Origin of the sequence: Duganella sp. CY15W (assembly GCF_009857555.1) — a bacterium.
GTDB lineage: Bacteria > Pseudomonadota > Gammaproteobacteria > Burkholderiales > Burkholderiaceae_D > Rugamonas > Rugamonas sacchari.
On the sequence record NZ_WWCQ01000006.1, the window covers coordinates 177,214 to 197,933 of the forward strand.

23 protein-coding genes are annotated in these 20,720 nt (G+C 62.1%); 14 read left to right on the plus strand and 9 right to left on the minus strand.

The features are described from left to right. The first annotated feature begins 53 nt into the window (after positions 1–53). The 3 genes from GTP58_RS25515 (at position 54) to GTP58_RS25525 (ending at position 2,287) form a co-directional block, all read left to right on the plus strand. On the plus strand, positions 54–374 hold the full coding sequence (locus GTP58_RS25515) for a hypothetical protein (RefSeq protein ID WP_161079859.1): 321 nt from the start codon (positions 54–56) through the stop codon (positions 372–374). A gap of 98 nt (positions 375–472) precedes the next feature. Continuing rightward, positions 473–1,672 carry an alanine transaminase gene (gene alaC / locus GTP58_RS25520; protein ID WP_072786305.1) on the plus strand — a complete coding sequence of 400 codons (1,200 nt, stop codon included), beginning with the start codon at positions 473–475 and terminating at the stop codon, positions 1,670–1,672. Between the two features lie 87 nt (positions 1,673–1,759). Continuing rightward, positions 1,760–2,287 (plus strand): hypothetical protein, encoded by a 528-nt coding sequence (locus GTP58_RS25525; protein WP_161079860.1) that lies wholly within the window; start codon positions 1,760–1,762, stop codon positions 2,285–2,287. Here the strand turns inward: GTP58_RS25525 and GTP58_RS25530 are convergent. Further along, on the minus strand, positions 2,284–3,300 hold the full coding sequence (locus GTP58_RS25530) for a zinc-binding alcohol dehydrogenase family protein (protein ID WP_161079861.1): 1,017 nt from the start codon (positions 3,298–3,300) through the stop codon (positions 2,284–2,286). The two genes, GTP58_RS25525 and GTP58_RS25530, sit on opposite strands and share 4 nt — an antisense overlap. 101 nt (positions 3,301–3,401) lie before the next feature. Here GTP58_RS25530 and GTP58_RS25535 point away from each other — a divergent pair, with 101 nt between their 5' ends. Both GTP58_RS25535 and GTP58_RS25540 read left to right on the plus strand, forming a co-directional pair. Then, positions 3,402–4,301, plus strand: coding sequence for a LysR family transcriptional regulator (locus tag GTP58_RS25535; RefSeq protein WP_161079862.1), 900 nt, complete (start codon positions 3,402–3,404; stop codon positions 4,299–4,301). Positions 4,302–4,387: 86 nt separating this feature from the next. Beyond that, on the plus strand, positions 4,388–5,470 hold the full coding sequence (locus GTP58_RS25540; RefSeq protein ID WP_161079863.1) for an AI-2E family transporter: 1,083 nt from the start codon (positions 4,388–4,390) through the stop codon (positions 5,468–5,470). Positions 5,471–5,542: 72 nt separating this feature from the next. Here the strand turns inward: GTP58_RS25540 and GTP58_RS25545 are convergent, their stop codons facing one another. Continuing rightward, complete coding sequence (locus GTP58_RS25545; protein WP_072786315.1) at positions 5,543–5,773, minus strand: hypothetical protein; 231 nt, start codon at positions 5,771–5,773, stop codon at positions 5,543–5,545. 228 nt (positions 5,774–6,001) lie between these two features. Here GTP58_RS25545 and GTP58_RS25550 point away from each other — a divergent pair, with 228 nt between their 5' ends. The 3 genes from GTP58_RS25550 to GTP58_RS25560 are packed head-to-tail and all read left to right on the plus strand — an operon-like array spanning position 6,002 to position 8,349. Continuing rightward, a complete protein-coding gene (locus tag GTP58_RS25550) occupies positions 6,002–6,625 on the plus strand; it encodes a phosphatase PAP2 family protein (protein WP_161079864.1) in 624 nt (207 codons plus the stop codon). A gap of 5 nt (positions 6,626–6,630) precedes the next feature. Beyond that, entirely contained in the window at positions 6,631–7,521 is an 891-nt protein-coding gene (locus tag GTP58_RS25555) for a diacylglycerol kinase family protein (protein WP_161079865.1), read from the plus strand. Positions 7,522–7,530: 9 nt separating this feature from the next. Then, positions 7,531–8,349 (plus strand): metallophosphoesterase, encoded by an 819-nt coding sequence (locus GTP58_RS25560; RefSeq protein WP_161079866.1) that lies wholly within the window; start codon positions 7,531–7,533, stop codon positions 8,347–8,349. Here GTP58_RS25560 and cls read toward each other — a convergent pair. Both cls and GTP58_RS25570 read right to left on the minus strand, forming a co-directional pair. Next, entirely contained in the window at positions 8,346–9,737 is a 1,392-nt protein-coding gene (gene cls, locus GTP58_RS25565; protein ID WP_161079867.1) for a cardiolipin synthase, read from the minus strand. The two genes, GTP58_RS25560 and cls, sit on opposite strands and share 4 nt — an antisense overlap. Next, the gene (locus GTP58_RS25570; RefSeq protein ID WP_161079868.1) at positions 9,734–11,767 is read right to left on the minus strand and encodes a site-specific recombinase; all 2,034 of its coding nucleotides are present in this window, start codon (positions 11,765–11,767) and stop codon (positions 9,734–9,736) included. Before GTP58_RS25570 ends, cls begins: the two co-directional genes overlap by 4 nt. A 184-nt stretch (positions 11,768–11,951) precedes the next feature. Here GTP58_RS25570 and GTP58_RS25575 point away from each other — a divergent pair, with 184 nt between their 5' ends. Further along, positions 11,952–13,010 carry a porin gene (locus GTP58_RS25575; protein ID WP_229215749.1) on the plus strand — a complete coding sequence of 353 codons (1,059 nt, stop codon included), beginning with the start codon at positions 11,952–11,954 and terminating at the stop codon, positions 13,008–13,010. Positions 13,011–13,047: 37 nt separating this feature from the next. Then, positions 13,048–13,884: a branched-chain amino acid aminotransferase gene (locus tag GTP58_RS25580; protein ID WP_161079870.1), complete on the plus strand. Its 837-nt coding sequence runs from the start codon at positions 13,048–13,050 to the stop codon at positions 13,882–13,884. Here GTP58_RS25580 and GTP58_RS25585 read toward each other — a convergent pair whose 3' ends face one another. The 3 genes from GTP58_RS25585 to GTP58_RS25595 form a co-directional block, all read right to left on the minus strand. Continuing rightward, the gene (locus GTP58_RS25585) at positions 13,885–14,415 is read right to left on the minus strand and encodes a DUF3617 domain-containing protein (RefSeq protein ID WP_161079871.1); all 531 of its coding nucleotides are present in this window, start codon (positions 14,413–14,415) and stop codon (positions 13,885–13,887) included. Positions 14,416–14,491: 76 nt separating this feature from the next. Continuing rightward, a complete protein-coding gene (locus GTP58_RS25590) occupies positions 14,492–14,638 on the minus strand; it encodes a lmo0937 family membrane protein (protein ID WP_008446864.1) in 147 nt (48 codons plus the stop codon). A gap of 78 nt (positions 14,639–14,716) precedes the next feature. Further along, positions 14,717–15,319 (minus strand): glycine zipper 2TM domain-containing protein, encoded by a 603-nt coding sequence (locus GTP58_RS25595; RefSeq protein WP_072786329.1) that lies wholly within the window; start codon positions 15,317–15,319, stop codon positions 14,717–14,719. A gap of 120 nt (positions 15,320–15,439) precedes the next feature. On the opposite strand from GTP58_RS25595, the gene GTP58_RS25600 reads away from it, so the two are divergent. After that, positions 15,440–16,159 (plus strand): Crp/Fnr family transcriptional regulator, encoded by a 720-nt coding sequence (locus tag GTP58_RS25600; protein WP_161079872.1) that lies wholly within the window; start codon positions 15,440–15,442, stop codon positions 16,157–16,159. 132 nt (positions 16,160–16,291) lie between these two features. Here the strand turns inward: GTP58_RS25600 and GTP58_RS25605 are convergent, their stop codons facing one another. Both GTP58_RS25605 and GTP58_RS25610 read right to left on the minus strand, forming a co-directional pair. Beyond that, on the minus strand, positions 16,292–16,516 hold the full coding sequence (locus GTP58_RS25605; RefSeq protein ID WP_072786332.1) for a glycine zipper 2TM domain-containing protein: 225 nt from the start codon (positions 16,514–16,516) through the stop codon (positions 16,292–16,294). A 104-nt stretch (positions 16,517–16,620) separates the two neighbouring features. Then, a complete protein-coding gene (locus tag GTP58_RS25610) occupies positions 16,621–18,633 on the minus strand; it encodes an AsmA family protein (protein WP_229215764.1) in 2,013 nt (670 codons plus the stop codon). Between the two features lie 147 nt (positions 18,634–18,780). On the opposite strand from GTP58_RS25610, the gene GTP58_RS25615 reads away from it, so the two are divergent. From GTP58_RS25615 to GTP58_RS25625, 3 genes are read left to right on the plus strand one after another with little or no spacing between them, the layout of a single operon-like run. Beyond that, positions 18,781–19,170 carry a DUF4398 domain-containing protein gene (locus tag GTP58_RS25615; protein WP_161079873.1) on the plus strand — a complete coding sequence of 130 codons (390 nt, stop codon included), beginning with the start codon at positions 18,781–18,783 and terminating at the stop codon, positions 19,168–19,170. A gap of 18 nt (positions 19,171–19,188) precedes the next feature. Continuing rightward, on the plus strand, positions 19,189–20,103 hold the full coding sequence (locus tag GTP58_RS25620) for an OmpA family protein (RefSeq protein WP_229215750.1): 915 nt from the start codon (positions 19,189–19,191) through the stop codon (positions 20,101–20,103). A 24-nt stretch (positions 20,104–20,127) separates the two neighbouring features. After that, positions 20,128–20,673, plus strand: coding sequence for a bacterioferritin (locus tag GTP58_RS25625; RefSeq protein WP_161079874.1), 546 nt, complete (start codon positions 20,128–20,130; stop codon positions 20,671–20,673). The last annotated feature ends 47 nt before the right edge of the window (positions 20,674–20,720 follow it).

A 20,720-nucleotide genomic window follows, 5' to 3' on the forward strand; every position in this document is an offset into this window, starting at 1 on the left:
GTTGCTTTTGCAATCGGTTCGTGGCAGCATACTTGCTTCTTTGAGGAGATGCCATGCAAGTCGCTCGTGCCCAACAGCCTATCGCCGCCGCCGCAGTCACGCTGGTGCTGTGGATATTCGGTGTGGCTTCCTTCCTGCCGCCGCTGTTTCAAAAATACACCAGCCAGTCGGTGCTGCTGATCATCGCCGCCGGCATCGGCATTTTTGTTTGCCTGGTGCTGCACCTGATTTTTATCGGCATCGCTGCCCAGCGCCTGGGCCGTTCGCCGGTGTTGTGGGTGCTGGTTTCGCTGCTGTTCCTGCCGCTCGCTTCCATCATCGGCCTGATTCTGTTCGAGTGGTTCAGCGAAGAGCAAAAGCAGGCCGCCGCTTAAAGCCCTTGCCAGACATGAACGGGATCGTCTAGTATCGATCCCGATGCTCTCTGCATCGACGTCGCTCGGACGGTTCCGGGCGCTTACGTGGACAATTCATGACTGACACCCAAAATCCGCGCAGCTTTGCGCGCATCGATCGCTTACCCCCTTACGTTTTCAATGTCACCGCCGAGCTGAAGCTAGCGGCACGCCGCCGTGGCGAGGACATCATCGATATGTCGATGGGCAATCCGGACGGCGCCACGCCACCGCACATCGTCAGCAAGCTGGTGGACACGGTACAACGGCCGGACACCCACGGCTACTCGGCTTCCAAAGGCATTCCGCGCCTGCGCCGCGCCATCTCCAAATGGTACAAGAGCCGTTACGATGTCGAGTTCGATCCGGATTCGGAAGCCATCGTCACCATCGGCTCCAAGGAAGGCCTGGCGCACCTGATGCTGGCGACGCTGGACCAGGGCGATACCGTGCTGGTGCCCAATCCTAGCTATCCCATCCACATCTGGGGCGCGGTGATTGCTGGCGCGAATATCCGCTCGGTGCGTATGACGCCCGGCGTGGACTTCTTCGACGAGCTGGAGCGCGCGGTTCGTGAGAGCTATCCGAAGCCGAAGATGATGATACTGGGCTTCCCATCGAACCCGACTGCGCAGTGCGTGGAGCTGGAGTTCTTTGAGCGCGTGGTGGCGCTGGCAAAGCAGCACAATATCCTGGTGGTACACGACCTGGCCTATGCCGACATCGTGTTCGATGGCTGGAAAGCGCCGTCCATCATGCAGGTGCCGGGCGCACGCGAGGTGGCGGTGGAGTTCTTTACGCTGTCCAAGAGCTACAACATGGCGGGCTGGCGCGTAGGCTTCATGGTCGGCAACAAGGAGCTGGTGGCGGCGCTGGCGCGCATCAAGAGCTACCATGACTACGGCAGTTTCACGCCGGTGCAGGTGGCGGCGATTGCGGCGCTGGAAGGCGACCAGCAATGCGTGAGCGAGATCTGCGCGCAATACCAGAGCCGCCGCGATGTGCTGCACAAAGGTCTGTGCGAAGCCGGCTGGCTGGTGGACAAGCCGAAAGCGTCAATGTACATCTGGGCGCGCATCCCCGAGGCCTATCGTCATCTGGGCTCGCTGGAATTTGCCAAGCTGCTGCTGGCCGAGGCCAAGGTCTGTGTTTCGCCAGGGATCGGCTTTGGCGAGTACGGCGATGAGTATGTGCGGTTTGCGTTGATTGAGAACGAAGCGCGCATCCGCCAGGGACTGCGTGGTATTAAAGCCATGCTGCGCAAGACCAGCGCATAGATTTCCGCCAAAGTTTAAGCCGCATCAAACTATCCGTTTGATGCGGCAGCTAATGTAGTTCCCTGGACCCTCAGCGGAGCTGCCATCATGCCCCATCTTCCCATCGGTACCAGCGCGCGGCGCCTGGTCGAATCTGTCCAAAAACTTGAACGTACCTTGTCCGGCGCAGGGCTGCCGCATTTCGTCTCGCGCATGCCCGTGTGGTGGCTATGCTGGCAGTATTGCCGCATGCTGGACCAGAAGATCGCGCGCATGAAGCGGATTGCGCACAAGTTTGAACGCTGGGGACCGGCCATCCGCCGCATCTCGCCGACGGCGCAGGAGAAAATGGAAATGCTGGATCTGGACCACAGCATGCGCGCGGATATTGAATTCACCAAAACCACCATGCTGGAACTGCGCGACTACTGTGAAGACATCGGCCGCATGTTCGCGCAACTGGGTTATGAGTCGGCAGGACTCAAGCGGCGCCAGACGGCGTTCATCGAAGTGCTGGAGACTTCCTGCGCGTTGGCAAGCTATATGCAGGAAGCCCTGACCAGGCATGACGAGACCGTGCTGGCGCTGCTGCGCGCCGAGGCGGATGCCACCTCGGCAGCGGCCGCCCGTGCTTAGAAACCTTCCAGTACGATCTTGCCTTTGGCGCGGTTGCTCTCGATCAGGGCGTGGGCGCGCTTGAGGTTTTCCGCATTGATTTTGCCGTAGCGTTCCGCCAGCGTGGTTTTCACCGCGCCGGTTTCCACCAGCTTGGCCACATCGTTGAGCAGCTTGTGCTGTTCCTGCATGTCGGCGGTCTGGAACATCGAGCGCGTGTACATGAATTCCCAGTGCAGCGACACGCTCTTGCGCTTCAAGGTGCGTACGTCCAGCGCGGCCGGGTCGTCGATGAGCGCGATCTTGCCTTGCGGCGCGACCAGTTCGCTGATGGCGGCCCAGTGGTGGTCGGTCTGGTTCAGGCTGGCGACGTAAGTCACGGGCGGCAGGCCGAGGCGGGTGATTTCTTCGTTCAGCGGCTTGCTGTGGTCGATGACGTGATGTGCGCCCAGCTGCTTGATCCACTCGCCGGTTTCCGGACGCGAAGCGGTGCCGATGATGGTCAGGCCGGTCAGCTGGCGGGCCAGTTGCACCAGGATGGAACCGACGCCGCCCGCCGCGCCGATCACCAGCAGCGATTTGCCCTGCGTGGCGCCCGCGTCGCGGCTGACTTCCAGGCGGTCAAACAGCAGTTCCCATGCGGTGATGGTGGTCAGCGGCAGCGCGGCGGCCTGGGCGAAATCGATATTCTTCGGCTTGTGGCCGACGATGCGTTCGTCCACCAGATGCAGTTCGCTGTTGGTGCCGGCGCGTGTCAGGTCGCCGGCGTACCAGACTTCATCACCGGGCTGGAACAGGGTGACGTCCGGGCCGACAGCCTTGACCACGCCTGCGGCATCCCAGCCGATGACCTTGGCCTGGCCTTCGGTGGGAGCGACATTGCGGCGGATCTTGGTATCCACCGGATTGACGGAAATGGCGCGCACTTCCACCAGCAGATCACGGCCGCTGGCTTGCGGGGCTGGCAGTTCGATATCGATCAGCGATTCGGCGTGCTCGATTGGCAGGGACTGGCGGTAGGCGATGGCTTTCATGAATTTTTTCTCCGAAAATGTTTGATGGGCGTATCATGATTTATTTCTGAACGCCGAAAAAGAGGCGTTTTCCAGAAACACTTTCAAAGGAATCATGAAAATTGCTGCGCCTCGATGATTTAACCGTGTTTGTCCGCACCGCCGACCGTGGCAGCTTGTCGGCTGCGGCACGCGAGCTGGAGATTTCACCGGCGTTGGCCAGCGCTGCCGTGAAGCGGCTGGAAGGTGAGTTGAAGCTGCGGTTGTTTGCCCGCACCACACGGTCACTGCGGTTGACGGAGGAGGGCGAGCATTACCTGCGTCACGCGCGGGAAGCCTTGCGCCTGCTCAAAGAGGGGCACGATACCTTGATGCAGGGGCAGGAAACCCTGGGCGGCACGCTCAAGATCTCCATGCCGTCCGACCTCGGCCGCAACATGGTGGTGGGCTGGCTGGATGAATTCCAGGCGCAATATCCCAAAATCAGCTTCCAGCTCAGTATTGGCGACCGCGTCTCGGATATGTACCGGCAACCGGTGGACATCGCCATCCGCTACGGTGCGCAGGAAGACTCCAGCCTGATCGCCTTGCCGCTGGCGCCGGAAAACCGCCGCGTGCTGGTGGCGTCGCCGGAATACATCAAACAGCATGGCAAGCTGAACTCGCTCGATGACCTGGCGCGCCACAACTGCCTGCGCTTTGTGCTGGATGATGTCATCCACGACCGCTGGAGCTTCTACCGCGATGCGCAGTCCGGGCCGGAAGTCGTCCACGTCAACGGCAACCGCAGCGTGGACGATGCGGACGTGGTGCGGCGCTGGGCCGTGGCGGGACTGGGCATTGCCTACAAGTCGCGGCTGGATCTGAGTGCAGACATTCGCGCCGGCCGCTTGCAGATTCTGCTACCGGATGTGCTGGGCGAGCGTACTGCGCTGCATATGATTTTCATGCACCGCTCGCAGATCACGCCCACCGTGCTGCAGCTGCGCGACTTCCTGCGCGCGCAGTGTGAGAAAGCTTAAGGCCACCTGAAACCGGCGTCGCGTTTGGTTGCATTGCGTCAAAATGCGCTTAACATAGCGCCAACAATAATGATCGGGAGAGAGCAATGACCGAAACCCAGCGCGACATCCTCAGCGCCGGCTTTTCGCTGACGCTGATAGTGTTGGCCGCCTTCGTGATGCAGCGATTCTTCCTGCCGCTGATCTGGGCTGGAATTTTATGCGTGGCCACCTGGCCGCTCTATCAGCGCATCCGCATGCGCTTCGGCCGGCATCACATCATCGCGGCTGCCGTGCTGACGCTGCTCATGGCGGCGGTGTTTATCGTGCCCGTGCTTCTGGGCGTGACACAGGCGGCAAGGCAAGCGCCCGTGCTGGCCAACTACATCGTCAATGCCAATACGGATGGCATTGCCGTGCCGGAGTTTGTCCAGCACCTGCCTGTGATAGGTGATGCCATCACCAACTGGTGGCAGGCGACCTTGAGCCAGCCGCATGGTCTGGCGCATCTGTTCTCCGACCGCGAAATCAACGGCTTCCACTCGGCCAGTGACCTGATCAAAGTGGTGGGCGTGGGCGTGATGCACCGCCTGGTGGATTTTGGCCTGGCGTTTCTGTGCCTGTTCTTCTTCTATAAGGACGGCGAAGTTCTCAATCGCCAGATCAATGCGCTGGGCAGCCACTGGTTCAGCGAACTGCGCTGGCAGCACTATTCGGCAAAAATCCCGACTGCGATCCGCGCCACTGTCAATGGCCTGGTGCTGGTGGGCTTGGCGGAAGGCATATTGATCGGCATTGGTTATGCGTTCGCCGGCCTGTCATCGCCCGCACTGTGGGCGGCGGCAACCGGTGTTCTGGCGATTATTCCTTTTGGCGCACCACTGGCGTTCGTCAGCGCGGCCGGTGTGCTGGCCTTCAACGGCGCCATTCCGGCGGCGATTGCTGTAGCCGCGTGGGGCGGTGTCGTGCTCTTCGTTGCCGATCACTTTGTACGGCCAGGTATTATCGGCAACGCCACGCGTTTGCCCTTCCTGGCCGTACTGTTCGGTATTTTAGGCGGGGTAGAAACCCTGGGCCTGGTAGGACTGTTTATCGGTCCAGTCGTGATGGTGCTGTTTGTAACGCTGTGGCACGAGGCGAATCCAGCGACTGCGACGGATGTCGGTTCGCCAGTTGCCAAACCCAGGTGAGGAGCGCAAGCGAGGTCGCGGCATCCGCCGGCCGGTCTTGTGCATGGGCTGGGCAACTGGCTCCGGCAACCATTAATGTGCTTTCGACTTCGACAGGATCAGCAGCCAGCGGCGGAACAGCAGCACTTCCAGATGGCCAGCCTGTACACCGGTATCGCATTCCATGATCGGGTTCACAGCGTAAAAACGCTTGCGGAAGTCGCGGCACACCATCATTTCGCGTTTGCCCATGCGAACCATGAAAGAGGTAGGCAGGTATTCCAGGCCGAAGCGGGAGCCAAAGCTGCTGTTCAGAGTGCTCATGACGTTTCCTTTTGGGTTGGTGTGTTTAACGAGGAGTTCAGAATAGCATAACTACTGTATGAATAAACAGGTACTGTGCAAATAAACAGTAAATTCGCTATTTCGTGGTTTTTACGCCAACTTCATCGGCAGTCAAGCAGGGAGGACCAAATTTTTAGTAAATTGCTCAATTTCGTGGAGGCAAGACTGTCTCCTGGCGGTGAGTTCGGTTTGCATTTGACCGTGGGCATGGCATTGCTGCTAGTGTCCGGCTATGTGTTTCACGAACTGGCAGAGGCCGTGATGGGGCAGCAAGCCATCACCCTCCTGGATGTGCAGGTGGCGCACTGGTTCAATGCCCATGCCACCGAGCCCTATACCAGCCTGATGCTGGGCGTGTCGGCCATGCATTCGGTGGTGGGCATGGTAGTGCTGTTCTGCCTGCTGGCGCTGTATTTATGGCGGGCGCAGGCACGCTACTGGCTGCTGGCGCTGGTCGTCAGCGTGCCGGGTGGGATGGTGCTGAATGTGATGCTGAAACATCTGTTCCAGCGCACGCGGCCGGTGTTTGACGAGCCGCTGGTGACGCTGGCAACGTACAGCTTCCCCAGTGGACACACCACGGCCGCGACGTGTTTTTATGGTTTGCTGGTGAGCTATCTGGTGATTGCCCGGCCGGCGTGGAGTGTGCGCTTGGGAACGGTGGCGCTATGCCTGACAATGGTATTGTTGGTGGCATTCAGCCGGGTCTATCTGGGCGCGCATTATGTCAGCGATGTGCTGGCGGCCATGGCTGAGAGCGTGGCCTGGCTGGCGGTGTGCATCACCGCGATCTCCACGCTGCGCCGTCGCCGTGAGGCTAAAACTATATAAATCATATGAACAAATTCGTCGTCATCGTGAATGCAAGTGCAGGCTTGGGATATTGCGGCGGCTGGGCTGAAGCGCTGCTGGAGAAATTCCGCAGCCATGGCGCCGAAGCCGACATCACGCTGGCCAAGAGCGGTGAAGAGATGATCGAACGCGCCCAGCGCGCCGTGGCTGATGGCGCACCGACCGTGGTGGCGGGCGGCGGCGACGGCACCATCAACGCCGTGGCGTCGGTGCTGGCCGGCACCGAGACCTGGCTTGGCGTGCTGCCGCTGGGGACGCTGAATCACTTTGCCAAAGACCTCAAGCTGCCGCTGGACCTGGATGAGGCCGTCGCCTACATCGTGCGCAACAAGGCGCGCAAGGTCGATGTGGGCGAGGTCAATGGCCGCATCTTTCTCAACAACTCCAGCCTGGGCATTTATCCCGACATCGTGCGCGACCGTGAACAGCAGCAGCGCCATCTGGGACGCGGCAAGTGGCCGGCGTTTGGCCGCGCGATGTTTGCCGCACTGCGGCGCTTTCCCTTTCTGAGTGTCCGTCTGAAGATCAATGGCGAAGAGCATCTGCGCCGCACGCCGTTTGTCTTCATCGGCAATAACGAATACCTGCAAGGCCTGACCATGGGCGCACGTGAGCGTCTGGATACGGGCAAGCTGTGCCTGTACGTGGCGCAGAAGCCAACCCGGCTGGGCTTGCTGCGCTATGCGGTGCACGCTTTGTTTGGCAAGCTGCAGGCAGCGCGCGATTTTGATGTGCTGTCGGCGTCGTCGCTGGAAATCGAAACGCGCCATCATCATCTGCGCGTGGCCACCGATGGCGAGGTAACGCTGATGAAGCCGCCACTGTGCTATCGTTCAAGAGCCTCGGCGCTGCATGTGATTGCGCCGGCCGCCTAGGAGGAGAGCATGCGCACCATCGTCCATTTATCCGATCTGCATTTCGGCCGCGTCGATCAGGACCTGCTGCGGCCGCTGCAGGAGCTGGTGACCCGGCTGGCGCCGGATGTGGTGGTGGTGTCCGGCGACCTGACCCAGCGCGCCAAGACCGAGGAGTTCAAGGCCGCGCGCGCCTGGCTCGATACCTTGCCCGGGCCGCAGATCGTGGTACCTGGCAATCACGACATCCCGCTGTACAACGTCGCCAGCCGCTTCCTGACACCGCTGCGCAAATACACGCGCTACGTCACACTGGACCTGGCGCCGGAATATGTGGATGACGAAATTGCCGTGCTCGGCATCAACACGGCGCGCTCGCTGACCTTTAAAGATGGCCGCATCAACCACGAGCAAATTGCGCAGATGAAGCAGCGTATGAGCGCGGTGGGACCGGACCATACGCGCATCATCGTCACCCACCATCCGTTTGATTTGCCGGACACCTTCGACAAGGACGACCTGGTCGACCGCGCGCCCATGGCGATGCAGGCGTTTTCGGAATGCGGCGTCGATGTGCTGCTGGCCGGCCATCTGCATTCTAGCCATGCGGGCAATAGCGCGCAGCGCTACAAGATCAGCGGCTATGCGGCGCTGGTGGTGCAGGCCGGTACCGCCACCTCCACGCGCGGGCGCGGCGAATCCAACTCCTTCAACGTGCTGCGGGTGGCGCCGGATGATGTGCAGGTCGAGCGCTACAGCTGGATCGAAGGCACGGCCAGTTTCGAGCCAGTCCACACCGAATGCTTCCGCCGCAGCGGCGACACCTGGTCGCTCGACGCCGAAGCTTAAAGCCAGTAGTTCATGAAGCGGGCCGCCCATTCTTTCATGCGGTGGGCCCAGGGGCGGTGGCGCCAGGCTTCCAGTGTGATGAGGTTGGAGTCGCGCATGTCTTCCTGGAAGGCGCGCTCCATTTCGGTGCCAAAGGCGTCGCCCATGACAATGACGTTGAGCTCGCTGTTGTGCAGGAAGCTGCGGGTGTCGATATTGGTCGAGCCGACCGTGGACCATTGGCCGTCGATCACGGCGGTCTTGGCATGCAGTACCGCGAGCTTGAGCTGGTAGATCTTGACGCCTGCTTCCAGCAAATCATCATAAAATGCATGGCCGGCATAGAACACCAGGCCGCTATCGGAAACGCCCGGCAGCACGATCTTGACGTCGACGCCGCGCCGGGCGGCCGCGATCAGGGCGTCCACGGTTTGCCGGTCCGGCACAAAATAGGCGGAGGTGATGTGGATGGATTTCCGGGACTCCTGGATCGCCAGCGCATACGCCTTGTAGATTTCAAACTGGCCGCCCGGATCGCTGCCCAGTACCCGCACCACCTTGTCGCCCGCGATGACGGGTTTGGGGAAGTAGTCGGCTTCCGGCAGGTCGTCCTTGTCCTGCGAGGCCCACTGGCGCACGAACAGCCACTGGAACGCCTGCACGGCCGGGCCTTCCACCTTGATGTGGGTGTCGCGCCAACCAACCTGTGATTTGTCGGTGGGCTTGGAGGCCGAGCGGAACAGCGAACTCTTGGCATAGGTGGCGCTGATGTTGATGCCGCCTGTGAAGGCGACCTTGCCGTCGACGATCAGCACCTTGCGGTGGTCGCGGTTGTTGAGCTTCCAGCTGTCGCCGCTGACCTTGGCCGGGTTGACTGGATTAAATTCGATGAGCCGGATGCCGGCATTGCGCATGCGCTTGAAGAATTCGGCCGGCACGCCGATGGTGCCGACGCTGTCATACAGGATGTTGACGGTCACGCCTTGCTGCTGCTTTTCAATGAGCGCATCGGCAAATTTCAGGCCCAGTTCGTCCTGGTCGAAGATATAGGTTTCCAGGTTGATATTGTTGCGCGCGGTGGTGATGGCCTTGAGCATTTCCGCCATGGTCTGCGGACCGTCAAACAGCAAGGTAGTCTTGTTGCCGGCGATGAGCGGGACGCCGGTGGCCGCTTCTTCCAATGCGGCCTGTTCCTGCAGGTTCAGCGTGCCCTTGGTCCAGCGCTTGGCCAGTAGCGCCTTGGCGCGCGCGTCGCTCAGTTCGCCATTGGGGCCTTTGACGGTGGGTGTGGGCGCGGGTTCGAGCTTGTCGCCGAGTTGCGTCACATTGGGCAGCGATGCGCATGCGCCCAGCAAGCCCCAGCTCATCAGGAGCACTGGTAGCCAGAAATGCATGCGCAGGGTTTTCATCTGTGAGCCTTTTCAGTGGTGGTTGATTCGTCAGGCAGCAGCGCTGGTTCTTCTGCCTTGGAGCCGAAGAAGAATGACATCGGGCTGGTGCGGAACCGGCGGCCCAGTGCTTTGGTCAGCTGCCAGCCGTGCTTGAAGCGCACCTGGCGCGAGCGCAGCGCAACCCACAGCGCCAGGCCAAAGCTGACCAGCAGATTGACTGTCCCGATGGAAAGGAAACCTGCCACCGAGGTCACAACCAGTTCCCAGCTGACATTGTGATCGAGTCCAACAATTGCTGTCGCAAAGTTGGCCGACGAGAAGGTCACGTGCCGGATATCAAGCGGCATGCCCAGCACGAAGCCGATGAACGGCATCACGCCGAGCAGGATGCCGAAGAAGAAATTCCCCATCAGCCCGCCCAGGTTGTTTTCCATGTAGACGCCCAGCCGGTCCAGGCGTTCCTGACCCAGCAGCCAGCGCAGGCCGCGCAGCTGCGAGATGCGCTGCGCCCAGCGCGTGTACAGCGCCTTGTTGTCGTAGTAGCCCGAGATCAGGCCCGCCACGAACAGGCAGACGCCGGCAATCGCCGCGTAAATCAGCGTTGGCGCGTGGATGGGATCGATGTCGTGCAGCAGGTGCATGGCCTTATCGGGCGACACCAGGTGGTGGCCGGTCATGTAGGGCCAGGCCATGGCGATCAGCCAGGCGGTGGGAATTGCCACCGCCAGGTTGCCCAGCACAGCCATGTTCTGGGTGCGGATCACCTTGGCGCATAGCTCGGCCATGCTGTCGATGTCGATATTGCGGCCGTCCTTGCTGTGCAGGCCGGCGGCGATGCGCGACGCGGTCATGGCCGGCTGCTTGGTCGCCACCGTGAAGTGCAGCAGGTGGATGAACATGAAGCCCAGCGAGTAGTTCATGCTGAACAGGAAGGCTTCCACCAGCGGCGCCGCGCGCAGGTAGGACATGAGGATCTTGAACAGCGCCATGAAGCCGATCACCAGGCCGGCGCCGGCAGAGGACACGAACATGCTGCGCAGTTCCTTGCGGCTGTCGGCCACGTAGTGTTCGCCCGTGTGGCTGGCGTTCTCGGTGACGTTGCGCGCCAGCAGGTCGACATTGTCGCGCAGCAGGTCGCTGACCATGTATTTGTTGTTGTGCGCCTCAGTCAGTTCCAGCGCCAGCGCGACGGCGGCGTCGCGGCGGGCGTGCTGGTCTTCGGCGTGGACGTCGACCAGGAACAGCAGCTTGCGCATGCGCGCCAGGCTTTGCGTCAGCGACACCAGCAGATAGGTGAGGGCGATGCTGGTGCCTTGGTTCAGCGCTTTCTTGCGGATCTTGGCGATGACGGCGTCGCACTGGTCCAGCATCACCAGCAGGTGGCGGACGTCTTCGATATCGACTTCTTCACCGGCCAGCTTGCGCTGGTAGGCGTCGAGATAGGCGTTGACCTCGAAGTTCTGCACCATGAAGGGCGATTCGTAGGTTTCCATCTCGGTGTGGAAATTGGTCAGGCGCGGCTCCAGGCCGATTGCGCACACGCGGTAGGACAGCGTGCGGATCGCGTCCAGCAGCCCCGGCAGCATGATGTTGCCGACGCGCGGCGCGCACGAGCGCTGCTCGGCGTAGCAGATGACGTCGAACAGGGCGATCCAGTCGTCGGCCGGCACGGCGCCCATCCACAGGTAGTCGGTGCGCTTGTAGACGATCTGGTCCAGCGCCTCGCTCAGGTAGTCGTTGCCGAGCGCGGGCGGCAGGATGCGGTAGGCGATGCGCGTGCGCAGTTCGGAGAAGAAGCCGTCATTCGACAGCACGCCGATTTCGGTGTACAGGCTGGCGTGGCGGCGGGCCGCGATGATGTTGCGCGCATAGTTGCGCAGGGCTAGCGCGTGCGCCGGGCTGCCTTTCAACAGCTGGGTCAGGGTACGGACGTTGGCGGTGGCACGGGCGCCATCGCTGGCGCGCTTGGGGCGCAGGGTGTCAAACAGCGCGACCATCAGGCCGATATCGCTGCTCTCTGCGTTGATTTGTTCAAGGATTTCTAGCATGGGCCGAGTATACCCGCCCCACCTGGCGCTGTATGTACGTTGGCGTACATATGTTTCCATTGCGAAAGATGCATGCTGCGTGATTGCCCGCACAGAGAGCGCGGCCGGGGCGGCCTACACTGGCTTCAACACGCAACCTGTTACCTTACGCATCCGGCTCATCATGAAATCCGCTCTCATCTCAATGGCTTTGATTGCACCGCTGACCGCAGCGGCCCAAGCACCGTCAGCGGTGGAAGTATACGGTGTGCTGGATGCCGGTGTGGTGGCCGAACGCGGTTGCCAGGGCGACTGCACCCGCACGCGGCTCGACAGCGGTGTGTCGACTGGCTCACGGCTGGGCGTGCGCGGGCGCGAAGACCTTGGCAACGGCACGGCGGCCGTCTACACGCTGGAAGCCGGCCTGCTCGGCGACACCGGCCGGTCGGACCAGAACGGCCGCCTGTTCGGCCGCCAGGCCTTCGTCGGGCTCGACAGCCCGCTCGGGCTGGTGACGCTGGGCCGCCAGTACAACCTGGTGTACGAAGCGCTCACCGATGTGGCCGATCCCTTCCATGGCGGCATGGCGGGCAGCGCGGCCAACCTGGTTGGCTATACCACCAAGCGCTATGACAACACCATCAAATACAAATCGCCGCGCTCGCGTAGCGGCCTGCTGGGTTCGGTGATTTACAGCTTTGGCGAATCGCCCTACAACAACAAGGTCAACCGCGCGTATGGCGCCACGCTGGGCTATGAAAAAGGCCCGGTGAATCTCACGCTCACCCATCAGCGCAAGGAAAACCTGCTGGATGCGACTGGCACCACGCCGCCGGTCGACCAGTCGGCCAGCAATTCGCTGGTGGCCGCCAATGTCGATTTCGGCCGCTTCGTGGGCTATGCGGCATATGGCCACAGCAAGGGCGATGGCAGCATGCAGTGGGACGAGTCCAACCCATATGGCGCGGTCGCGCAGCGCGACTTCTCGACCAACAGCCGTGACGTGCTGGTGGGTGTGGCGGTGCCGATGGGCGCAACCACTTTCCTGGCGTCCTACATCCACAAGGATGACCGTGGCCTGGCGGACCGCGACGCCAACCAGCTTGCGGTCGGCGCCAGCTATGCGTTCTCCAAGCGCACCAATGTGTATGCGTCGTTCGCCAAAATCCAGAACCGCAACGGCGCCGGCTACACGGTGGGCAATGCCACCAGCCGCGGCAGCGGTGACCGCGCCATCAACGTCGGCCTCAAGCATTCCTTCTAAACATGCTAAATTGCTGGTTTTGACACCAGGATTGAGCATGTACCTCACTTACTTCAACGGCAACTGGGCCGAAGGCAATGCGCCGCTGTTTGGCGCCATGGACCACAGCGTCTGGCTCGGTTCGTCCGTGTTTGACGGCGCCCGTTCCATCCGTGGCCACATGGCCGACCTGCGTTTGCACCTGCAGCGCGTGATTACCTCGGCCGACCGACTGGGCTTGTCGTGCCCGCTGACGGTCGACCAGATGGAACAGCTGGTGCGCGAAGGCGTGGCCAAGTTTCCGGCGGATGCCGAGCTGTACATCCGTCCGCTCGTATTTGGTACCGATGGCCTGCTGATTCCCGTGCCCGAGAAAAGCGCGTTCGCGCTGACCCTGTTTGATGCGCCGGTGCCGCCATTTACCGGCTTCTCGGCCTGCCTGTCGCAGCTGCGCCGTCCTGACGCCAATATGGCGCCGACCGATGCCAAGGCATCATCGCTGTATGCCAATACCTCCAAGGCATTGCGTGAAGCGCGCGACCGCGGCTTTGACAATGCCGTGGTGTGCGACAGCGCCGGCAACGTGGCGGAGTTTGCGTCGGCCAACCTGTTCTTTGTCACGCCAGCTGGCAAGGTGGTGACGCCGGTGGCCAATGGCACTTTCCTGTCCGGCATTACGCGTGCGCGCGTGATCGACCTGCTGGCCAAGGAAGGTGTCGTGGTGGAAGAGCGCAGCGTGCGCCCGGAAGAACTGGAAACCGCCGTTGAAATCTTCAACACCGGCAATTACGGCAAGGTTACGCCCTGCGTGCGCTACGAAGCGCGCACCTTGCCGGTAGGACCGGTCGCAACGCTGGCGCGCGACCGCTACTTCGCGTTCTCCGACACCCAGTAATTACTGCGGCCTGGCCGGGCAGGCGGCGCTGAGCCAACGCCCGGTCGACTCCACCGTCGCTTGCTGCGGACCGGTGCCGCTGTTGTTGGTGACGTTCATGGTCATGGTGTAGGCGCTGTCGCCCTGGAAGCGCAGCTGGCCATTGCCGCTGGACGCGGGATCGGTACAGGTGAACGCGATGTTCAAGCCGCCGGGCACCTGATCCTGCTGCGACGTGCACTTGCCTTTCTGATTCAGCGGTATCTCCTTGCGCGACGCCATTTCTGGCGTAACGCAGGCGGTCATGGTGATGCCGCCATTGGCGCCCGCCTTGGGCATGGAGACGCCGTTTTTGGCCATCATTGCCTCCATCTGCGCGCGCTGTTCCGGCGGCAGGGCGGCCAGCTGCGACAGGGCCGCGCTCATGGCCTGGTCGGTCTGGGCATTGCCGGTCTTGACCTTGCTATTGGTTTCCCATAGGCCCGGCTTGATGGTTTGTGCGGAAGCGGAAACTGCGGCCAGCATCGCCAGCGAGATCAATAGACGTTTCATGGTGTCTCCTTCCAAAAACAATGAGCATAAATGAAAACGGCGCCGATGGCGCCGTTTCAACCGATAGCGGAGAAGGCTACACGCCGCGTCCGCTAATCAGGCGCAGCAGAACCATGATGATGGCCACTACCAGCAGGATGTGAATGAAGCCGCCGATAGTGTACGAAGTCACCAGGCCCAGCAGCCACAGAATAAGCAGAACTACAGCGATGGTATATAGCATGATTCTCTCCTCGGGTTGTGTTGAATTCATTATCAGCAAAACCGGGCGCCGATTCTGTACGCTGCCGTACCTAGCGCCTTAGTCCATCGAACGCAGCTGGCCGTTCACCACGCGCACGGCGTCGCCCGAGCGCCAGTTTGGCTGCGCCGATTGATGGAAGGTGCGCTTGGTGCCATTGTCCATGCGGACCACGATATTCCAGCTATACGAGGTTTTCATATTGCCTTCGATCTGGTTGCCCGCCACCGCGCCGCCGACCGCGCCGGCCACCGTCGCCAGCTGACGGCCGTGGCCGCTGCCAACCTGGTTGCCTAGCAGGCCGCCCAGCACCGCGCCACCAACCGCGCCGACGCCGCTGCCTTGCGGACGGTGTTCTACCGAGCGTACCGATTCCACCGTGCCGCAGCTGGTGCATGGCGCCTGACGCGCTTCCTGTTCCTGCACCTGGCCCGGGCCTTGCTGTACGGCCGCTGCCGTAGCCGGCGCCGCACTGTTATAGGCCATCTGCTGCGATGCTGCAGGCGCGGGCGGCATGCCGCTCACAGCGGCGGGGACCGAGGCGTTCGAGGTGGGCAGCCAGCCCAGTATCGCGGCGCTGCCGACGCCGCAGAACAGCACCACCGCGACAGCGGCGATGACCATGACAGGATGCGTGCCTGGTTTGTTGTTTGGGGTGTCCATGAGGTGTCCTTTTTATTGGTTGAGATGGTGCATTGCGCCGCATATTTTCCTTCAGGACATGTATTTCTTCCGTGCGTCACCGTACATACAGAGCAATTCATTGCCCTTACTCTTGGTCACATGCACACCTCGATCTCACCATTCACCGACGACGACCGCGCCCAGCCCCGGCTGGCGAACAACCGCCTGCTGGCCTGCCTGCCGGACGATGAACAGCTGCAGCTCGCCGAGAAATGCGAGACGGTGCGGGTGGAAAATGGCCAGGTGCTGTGCGAGCCGGGGCAGGCGGTGCGCTACGTCTACTTCCCGATCGACTGCCTGCTGTCGCTGCTGGCGGTGGCGGAAGGGCGCATGACGCTCGAGGTCGGCGCTGTCGGGCGCGAAGGCATGATCGGCGCGTCCTCCGTGCTGGGGCACGAACTGGCGCAGATCCGCGCCGTGGTGCAACGCTCCGGGCGTGCGTATCGCATGGTGGTGGAAGACTTCGTCACCGAATTCCACCGGCTCGATTCCCTGCAGCGGCTGCTGCATCGCTACACCGACACCTTGCTGGCGCAGGCGCAGCAGATCGCCGTGTGCAGCCGCTTCCACGTACTGGAAGCGCGGCTGGCGCGTTCGCTGCTGATTACGCGTGACCGTCTGCAATCGGAAAAATTCCACCTGACGCACGAATTCCTCGCCCATGCGCTGGGCGTACGGCGCGTCGGCGTCACCAAGGCAGCCAGCGCGCTGCAGCAGCAAAAACTCATCAGCTACAGCCGCGGCAACATCGAAATCCTCGACTCCGCCGGCCTGGAATCCGTCTCCTGCCACTGCTACACCATGTTCAAAGACAAATAAGGGTCAGGTCCGTCATTTCTACACGAACCCGGCAGTAGCCGCGCCTACTGCCGGGTTCGTGTAGAAATGACGGACCTGACCCCGGAATGAAAAACGGACCCGCAGGTCCGTTGTTCGTTGAGGCGGTGGGGATTAACGTGGTGGCTTTTGTACCTGGTTGCCGATCACGCCGCCGACGGCTGCGCCGCCGACGGTGCCGACTGCGCTACCGCCGGTCAGGACCGAGCCGGCGACGGCGCCAACGCCAGCGCCTACTGCGGTGTTGCGGTCCTGATTCGACATGCCTGCGCAGGCGCTCAGGCCCAGGGTGGCCGCCAGCACGGCGGCAGTTGCTGCAATACGCTTGATGTTGTTCATGATGTTCTCCTCTGGCAGGTGGGGCGCGGTATTGCGCTCACCGATGGGGTCAGATTACGCAAGCAGGGCGCGCGCTTCTGTTCGGCACATCACATAGCCGGGATTTACTTGCCCGGCGCGGGCGCGACTGGTTTGGCGGCAACTTGTGCCATCAGGGCCTGGCAGCCGGCCGTCTCGCCTGGGCCGGTGCTGACCAGCGGTACGATGGCGGCCACCGGCGCCACCACGGCCAGCGCCAGCGCGCCGCCCGCGCGCAGGGCCAGTGTGCCTTTGTCGACGCTGACCTCGGGCGCCTTGAAGGTGCCGCGCACGTAGATCGGCGCGCGCAGCGAGATCACGCGCACGCTCTTGGCGTCGGGCTTGAGTGTGAGGTCGAGCTTTTCGTTGTCCAGGTTGACGGTGCCGCCGATGTCGATTTTGGCTTCGGAGGTGTCCACCACGAACAGCCGCGATTTCATCACGCCGTGGGTCACGGCGAAGTCGGTCACCATGCAGTTGAGCTTGACCTGTTTGTCGCCGGCCAGGCGCGTCAGCACCACGCTGCCAAGGTTGAGGCCCATTTCTTCGAGCAGCAGCTTGCTCACGCTGCCCTGGTTGATGACGCCCTTGAGCTCGCCATTGGATGAGCCCAGCAGCCCGGCCACCGAGTTGCCGGTGGCGGACAGCGAGACGTCGGCATTGACTTCGCCCACCGTGGCCTGCATGCCTTCGATGCCGGGGAACAGCTGTTTGAGTTGCAGGTGCTGGGCGCCGGCCTTGAGTTCGGCACGGATCGCCTGTGGATTGATCTTGCCGCTGCCGTCCAGCATGACGATGGAGTTGAAGCGGCCGCCGGCGATGTCGAAGTTCAACGGTTTCAGCGACAGCACGCCGTCCTTGAGGTGGATCTGCGTTTCCAGCTGATGGATCGGCAGGTTTTTGTCGCGGGTGATTTGCGCGGCCTTGTAGTTGACGTCGGCATCGATCGCGGTCCAGCGCTCGGTGCGGAAGGTTTCTACCGGCAGTACCTTGTTGCCAGGCTGGACCGTATCGGCGCCGCGCGCCTCCTTGCTGGCGTTGGAGTCGGCGCCGATCAGCGGCCCCAGGTCAGACACTTGCAGCAGCCGCGATTGCACGGCGCCGCTCAGCAGCGGCCGCGGCGCCCCGGTTTTGAAGTCGAGCTTGCCGCCGATGTCGCTCTGGCCGACCTTGCCCGTGAACTGGTCGTACACCCAATGGCTGGCGTTGGCGCCGAGGTTGCCGCTGAGGTGACCTTCGGTGACGAATGGCGGCGTCTCGGGCAGCAGCACGCCGGTCAGGCCATACAGGCGCGCCATGCTGGGGCCGGACAGCTTGAGGCGCATGTCGAGCGCGGCCAGCGCAGCAGGCTTGGTCAGCGTGCCTTCAACGCTGATGCGGGTGCCGCCCACCTCCAGGTTGGCCGCCAGCGGGTAGGGCGTGGTCTGTTCTTGCAGCGACAGCACGGCGCCGGCCTTGCCGCTGCCGCTCACGTCCTGCTGGTTCCACTTGCCGTGCAACTGCCAGGCGACGCCGTAGCGGGCGTCGTTGATGGTGTCGACCTGGGCGCTGGCGTCAACATGGGTCATGGCGTCGATGTAGCGTATCGCGCCTTTCGAGAACACCACGCGCTGCACGTCCAGCGACCAGGCGGAACGCTTGTCTTCGCGCTGGAAGGTCCAGTTGTTGTGGCCGTCGGCGTCGCGCTGCAGCAGCAGGTTGGGATGGTCGAAGCGCAGCACCGGGATCTGGATGCGCTGGCGCAGCAGGGGCAGGGGCTCGATGGCAAATGCGAACTGGCCGACGCTGGCCATCTCGGCCGGCGCCTGCATGCCGCGCGGATTGCCGACGTGGACGTCGCTGGCCAGCAGGTGCGGCAGCGGCAGGTAGTCGCGCCAGGTGCGGTCCTGGCCGTTGTTGCCCTGCTGCTGCCAGGTCAGGGATACCGCGCCGCGGATCTCGAATGGCCGGTCGATGGCGGCGCTGATTTTTTCGTTGAGCCAGGGCCGTGCGCGGTTCCAGTCGTAACTGGCCAGCACGGCGGCGGCAATCACGGGCACCGCCAGCACAACGCTGCTGACAGCCAGGGCAATACGGGTTCGGCTGGACACGGGGGACATGGGGGACATGGACATGGGAGACAAGCTGAATTTTTATAGTTGCCTCATTTTACACACTCGGCGTTTTTGTGCGGCACCGTACTGATGCCAAAGCGGCATGCGCTTATAACATCAACTGTACCGTTCATTTTTTTGAGGAGAACAATAATGCTGAAGCTGAATACTCAATGGCAAATGATGTGCGGCATCGCCCTGGTAGCCGGCCTGACCGCCTGCGCCAGCGATAAAACGCCCGCCACCGCTGACGTCGCGGTGTCGCGCGAAGCCGTTGCCGCTGCCACCAGTGCCGGTGCTGCCGATTTGGCGCCAGCGGAAATGCAGTCCGCCCGCGACAAGCTGATGCGCGCCAATCAGGCGCTGGCGGCCAAGGATTACAAGACTGCGCAAGACCTGGCAACGCAAGCGTCGGCTGACGCCCAGCTGGCCCAGAGCAAAGCCAATTCGGCCAAGGCCACCACGGCTGCCGATGAGCTGCAAAAAAATATCCGTCTGCTGCGTGAAGAAGTGGCCCGCGCCAACGCCACCAGCCAACAATAAATCATCCCGGAGCCCATCATGAAAAAAATCACTCTGCTGCCTGTTGCCTTTGCCATGTCCGTGATGTTTGCTGCTTGCAGCAGCACGCCGACCACCACCTCGCAGCTGGAACAGGCGCGCAGCGACTTCTCGGCAGCGCAGGGCAATCCATCGGTGGCATCGAATGCGCCGCTGGAATTCAAGGCCGCCTCGGATGCGCTGGACCGCGCCAATGCGGCAGCCGCGAAGAAGGACAGCCTGGATGAGATCGACAAGCTGGCCTACATCGCCAAGCAGAAGATCGCTACCGCACAGGAAGCCGCCAAGGCCAAGCAGGCGGAAAGCGATGTGGCCAATGCCGCCCGTCAGCGCGATGAAATCCGTCTGGAAGCCCGCACCGCGGAAGCCAACCAGGCCCGCGCCAGCGCCGACCGCGCCCGTACCCAGGCTGAGCAGGCCAAGGCCGATGCCGACGCCGCCCGCATGCAAGCCGATGCGGCTGCCAATTCGGCGCGCGACGAGCAATCCAAGAACGCCGCGCTGCAACAGCAGCTGGCCGACCTGCAAGCCAAGCAGACTGACCGCGGCATTGTGATCACCCTCAACGACGTGCTGTTCAATGTCGACCGCGCTGAACTGAGCGCCGAAGGCATGCGCACCGCGCAGAAAGTCGCTGACGTGCTGATGCAGGAACCACAAAGCGTGGTGCTGGTCGAAGGCTTTACCGACAGCACCGGCACCTCGTCGCACAATCTGGAACTGTCGCAGCGCCGTGCCGAATCGGTGCGTGCCGCGCTGTCCGGCCTGGGTGTCCCACCCGGCAAGATCGCTACCCGTGGCTACGGCGAAGCCTATCCCGTCGCCAGCAATGCTGATGCTGGCAGCCGCCAGCTGAATCGTCGTGTGGAAATCGTGCTGTCGCAAAACGGCGCACCGATTGCCAACCGCCGCTAATTTCTTACACTAGGAAGGACTATCATGGCTGAATCCAATCCCACCCATCCGGCAGGCATCGACATCGAAGCCATCCGCGCCGCCGCCCGCAATCTCGAGGACGGCGCTGTCACCGCAGGCTATCGCGGCGACCGCGAGGCAGTGATCGCGATGCTCAACGGCGCACTCGCAACCGAACTGGTCTGCATCATGCGCTACAAACGCCACTATTACACGGTGAAGGGGCGTGAGAATGCCGGCATCAAGGCCGAGTTCCTGGAGCATGCGAACCAGGAGCAGGAGCACGCCGACTGGCTGGCGGAACGCATCGTCCAGCTCAACGGTGAACCTGATTTCAACCCGGCAACATTGCTCGCACGCAGCCATGCCGAGTATGATGCGTCAGAAGACGTACAATCGATGGTCCGCGCCAACCTGATTGCCGAGCGCGTGGCGATTGAATCGTACCGGCAGATGATTCAGCAAATCGGCGATTCCGACCCGACCACACGCCTGTTATTGATCAAGATCATGGCGGTCGAAGAAGAACACGCTGACGATATGCGTGATTTGCTTGACGAACACGGATAAAGACACTGCAGCTTCATTTGCTGTACAGTTTTCACATCAACAACCAC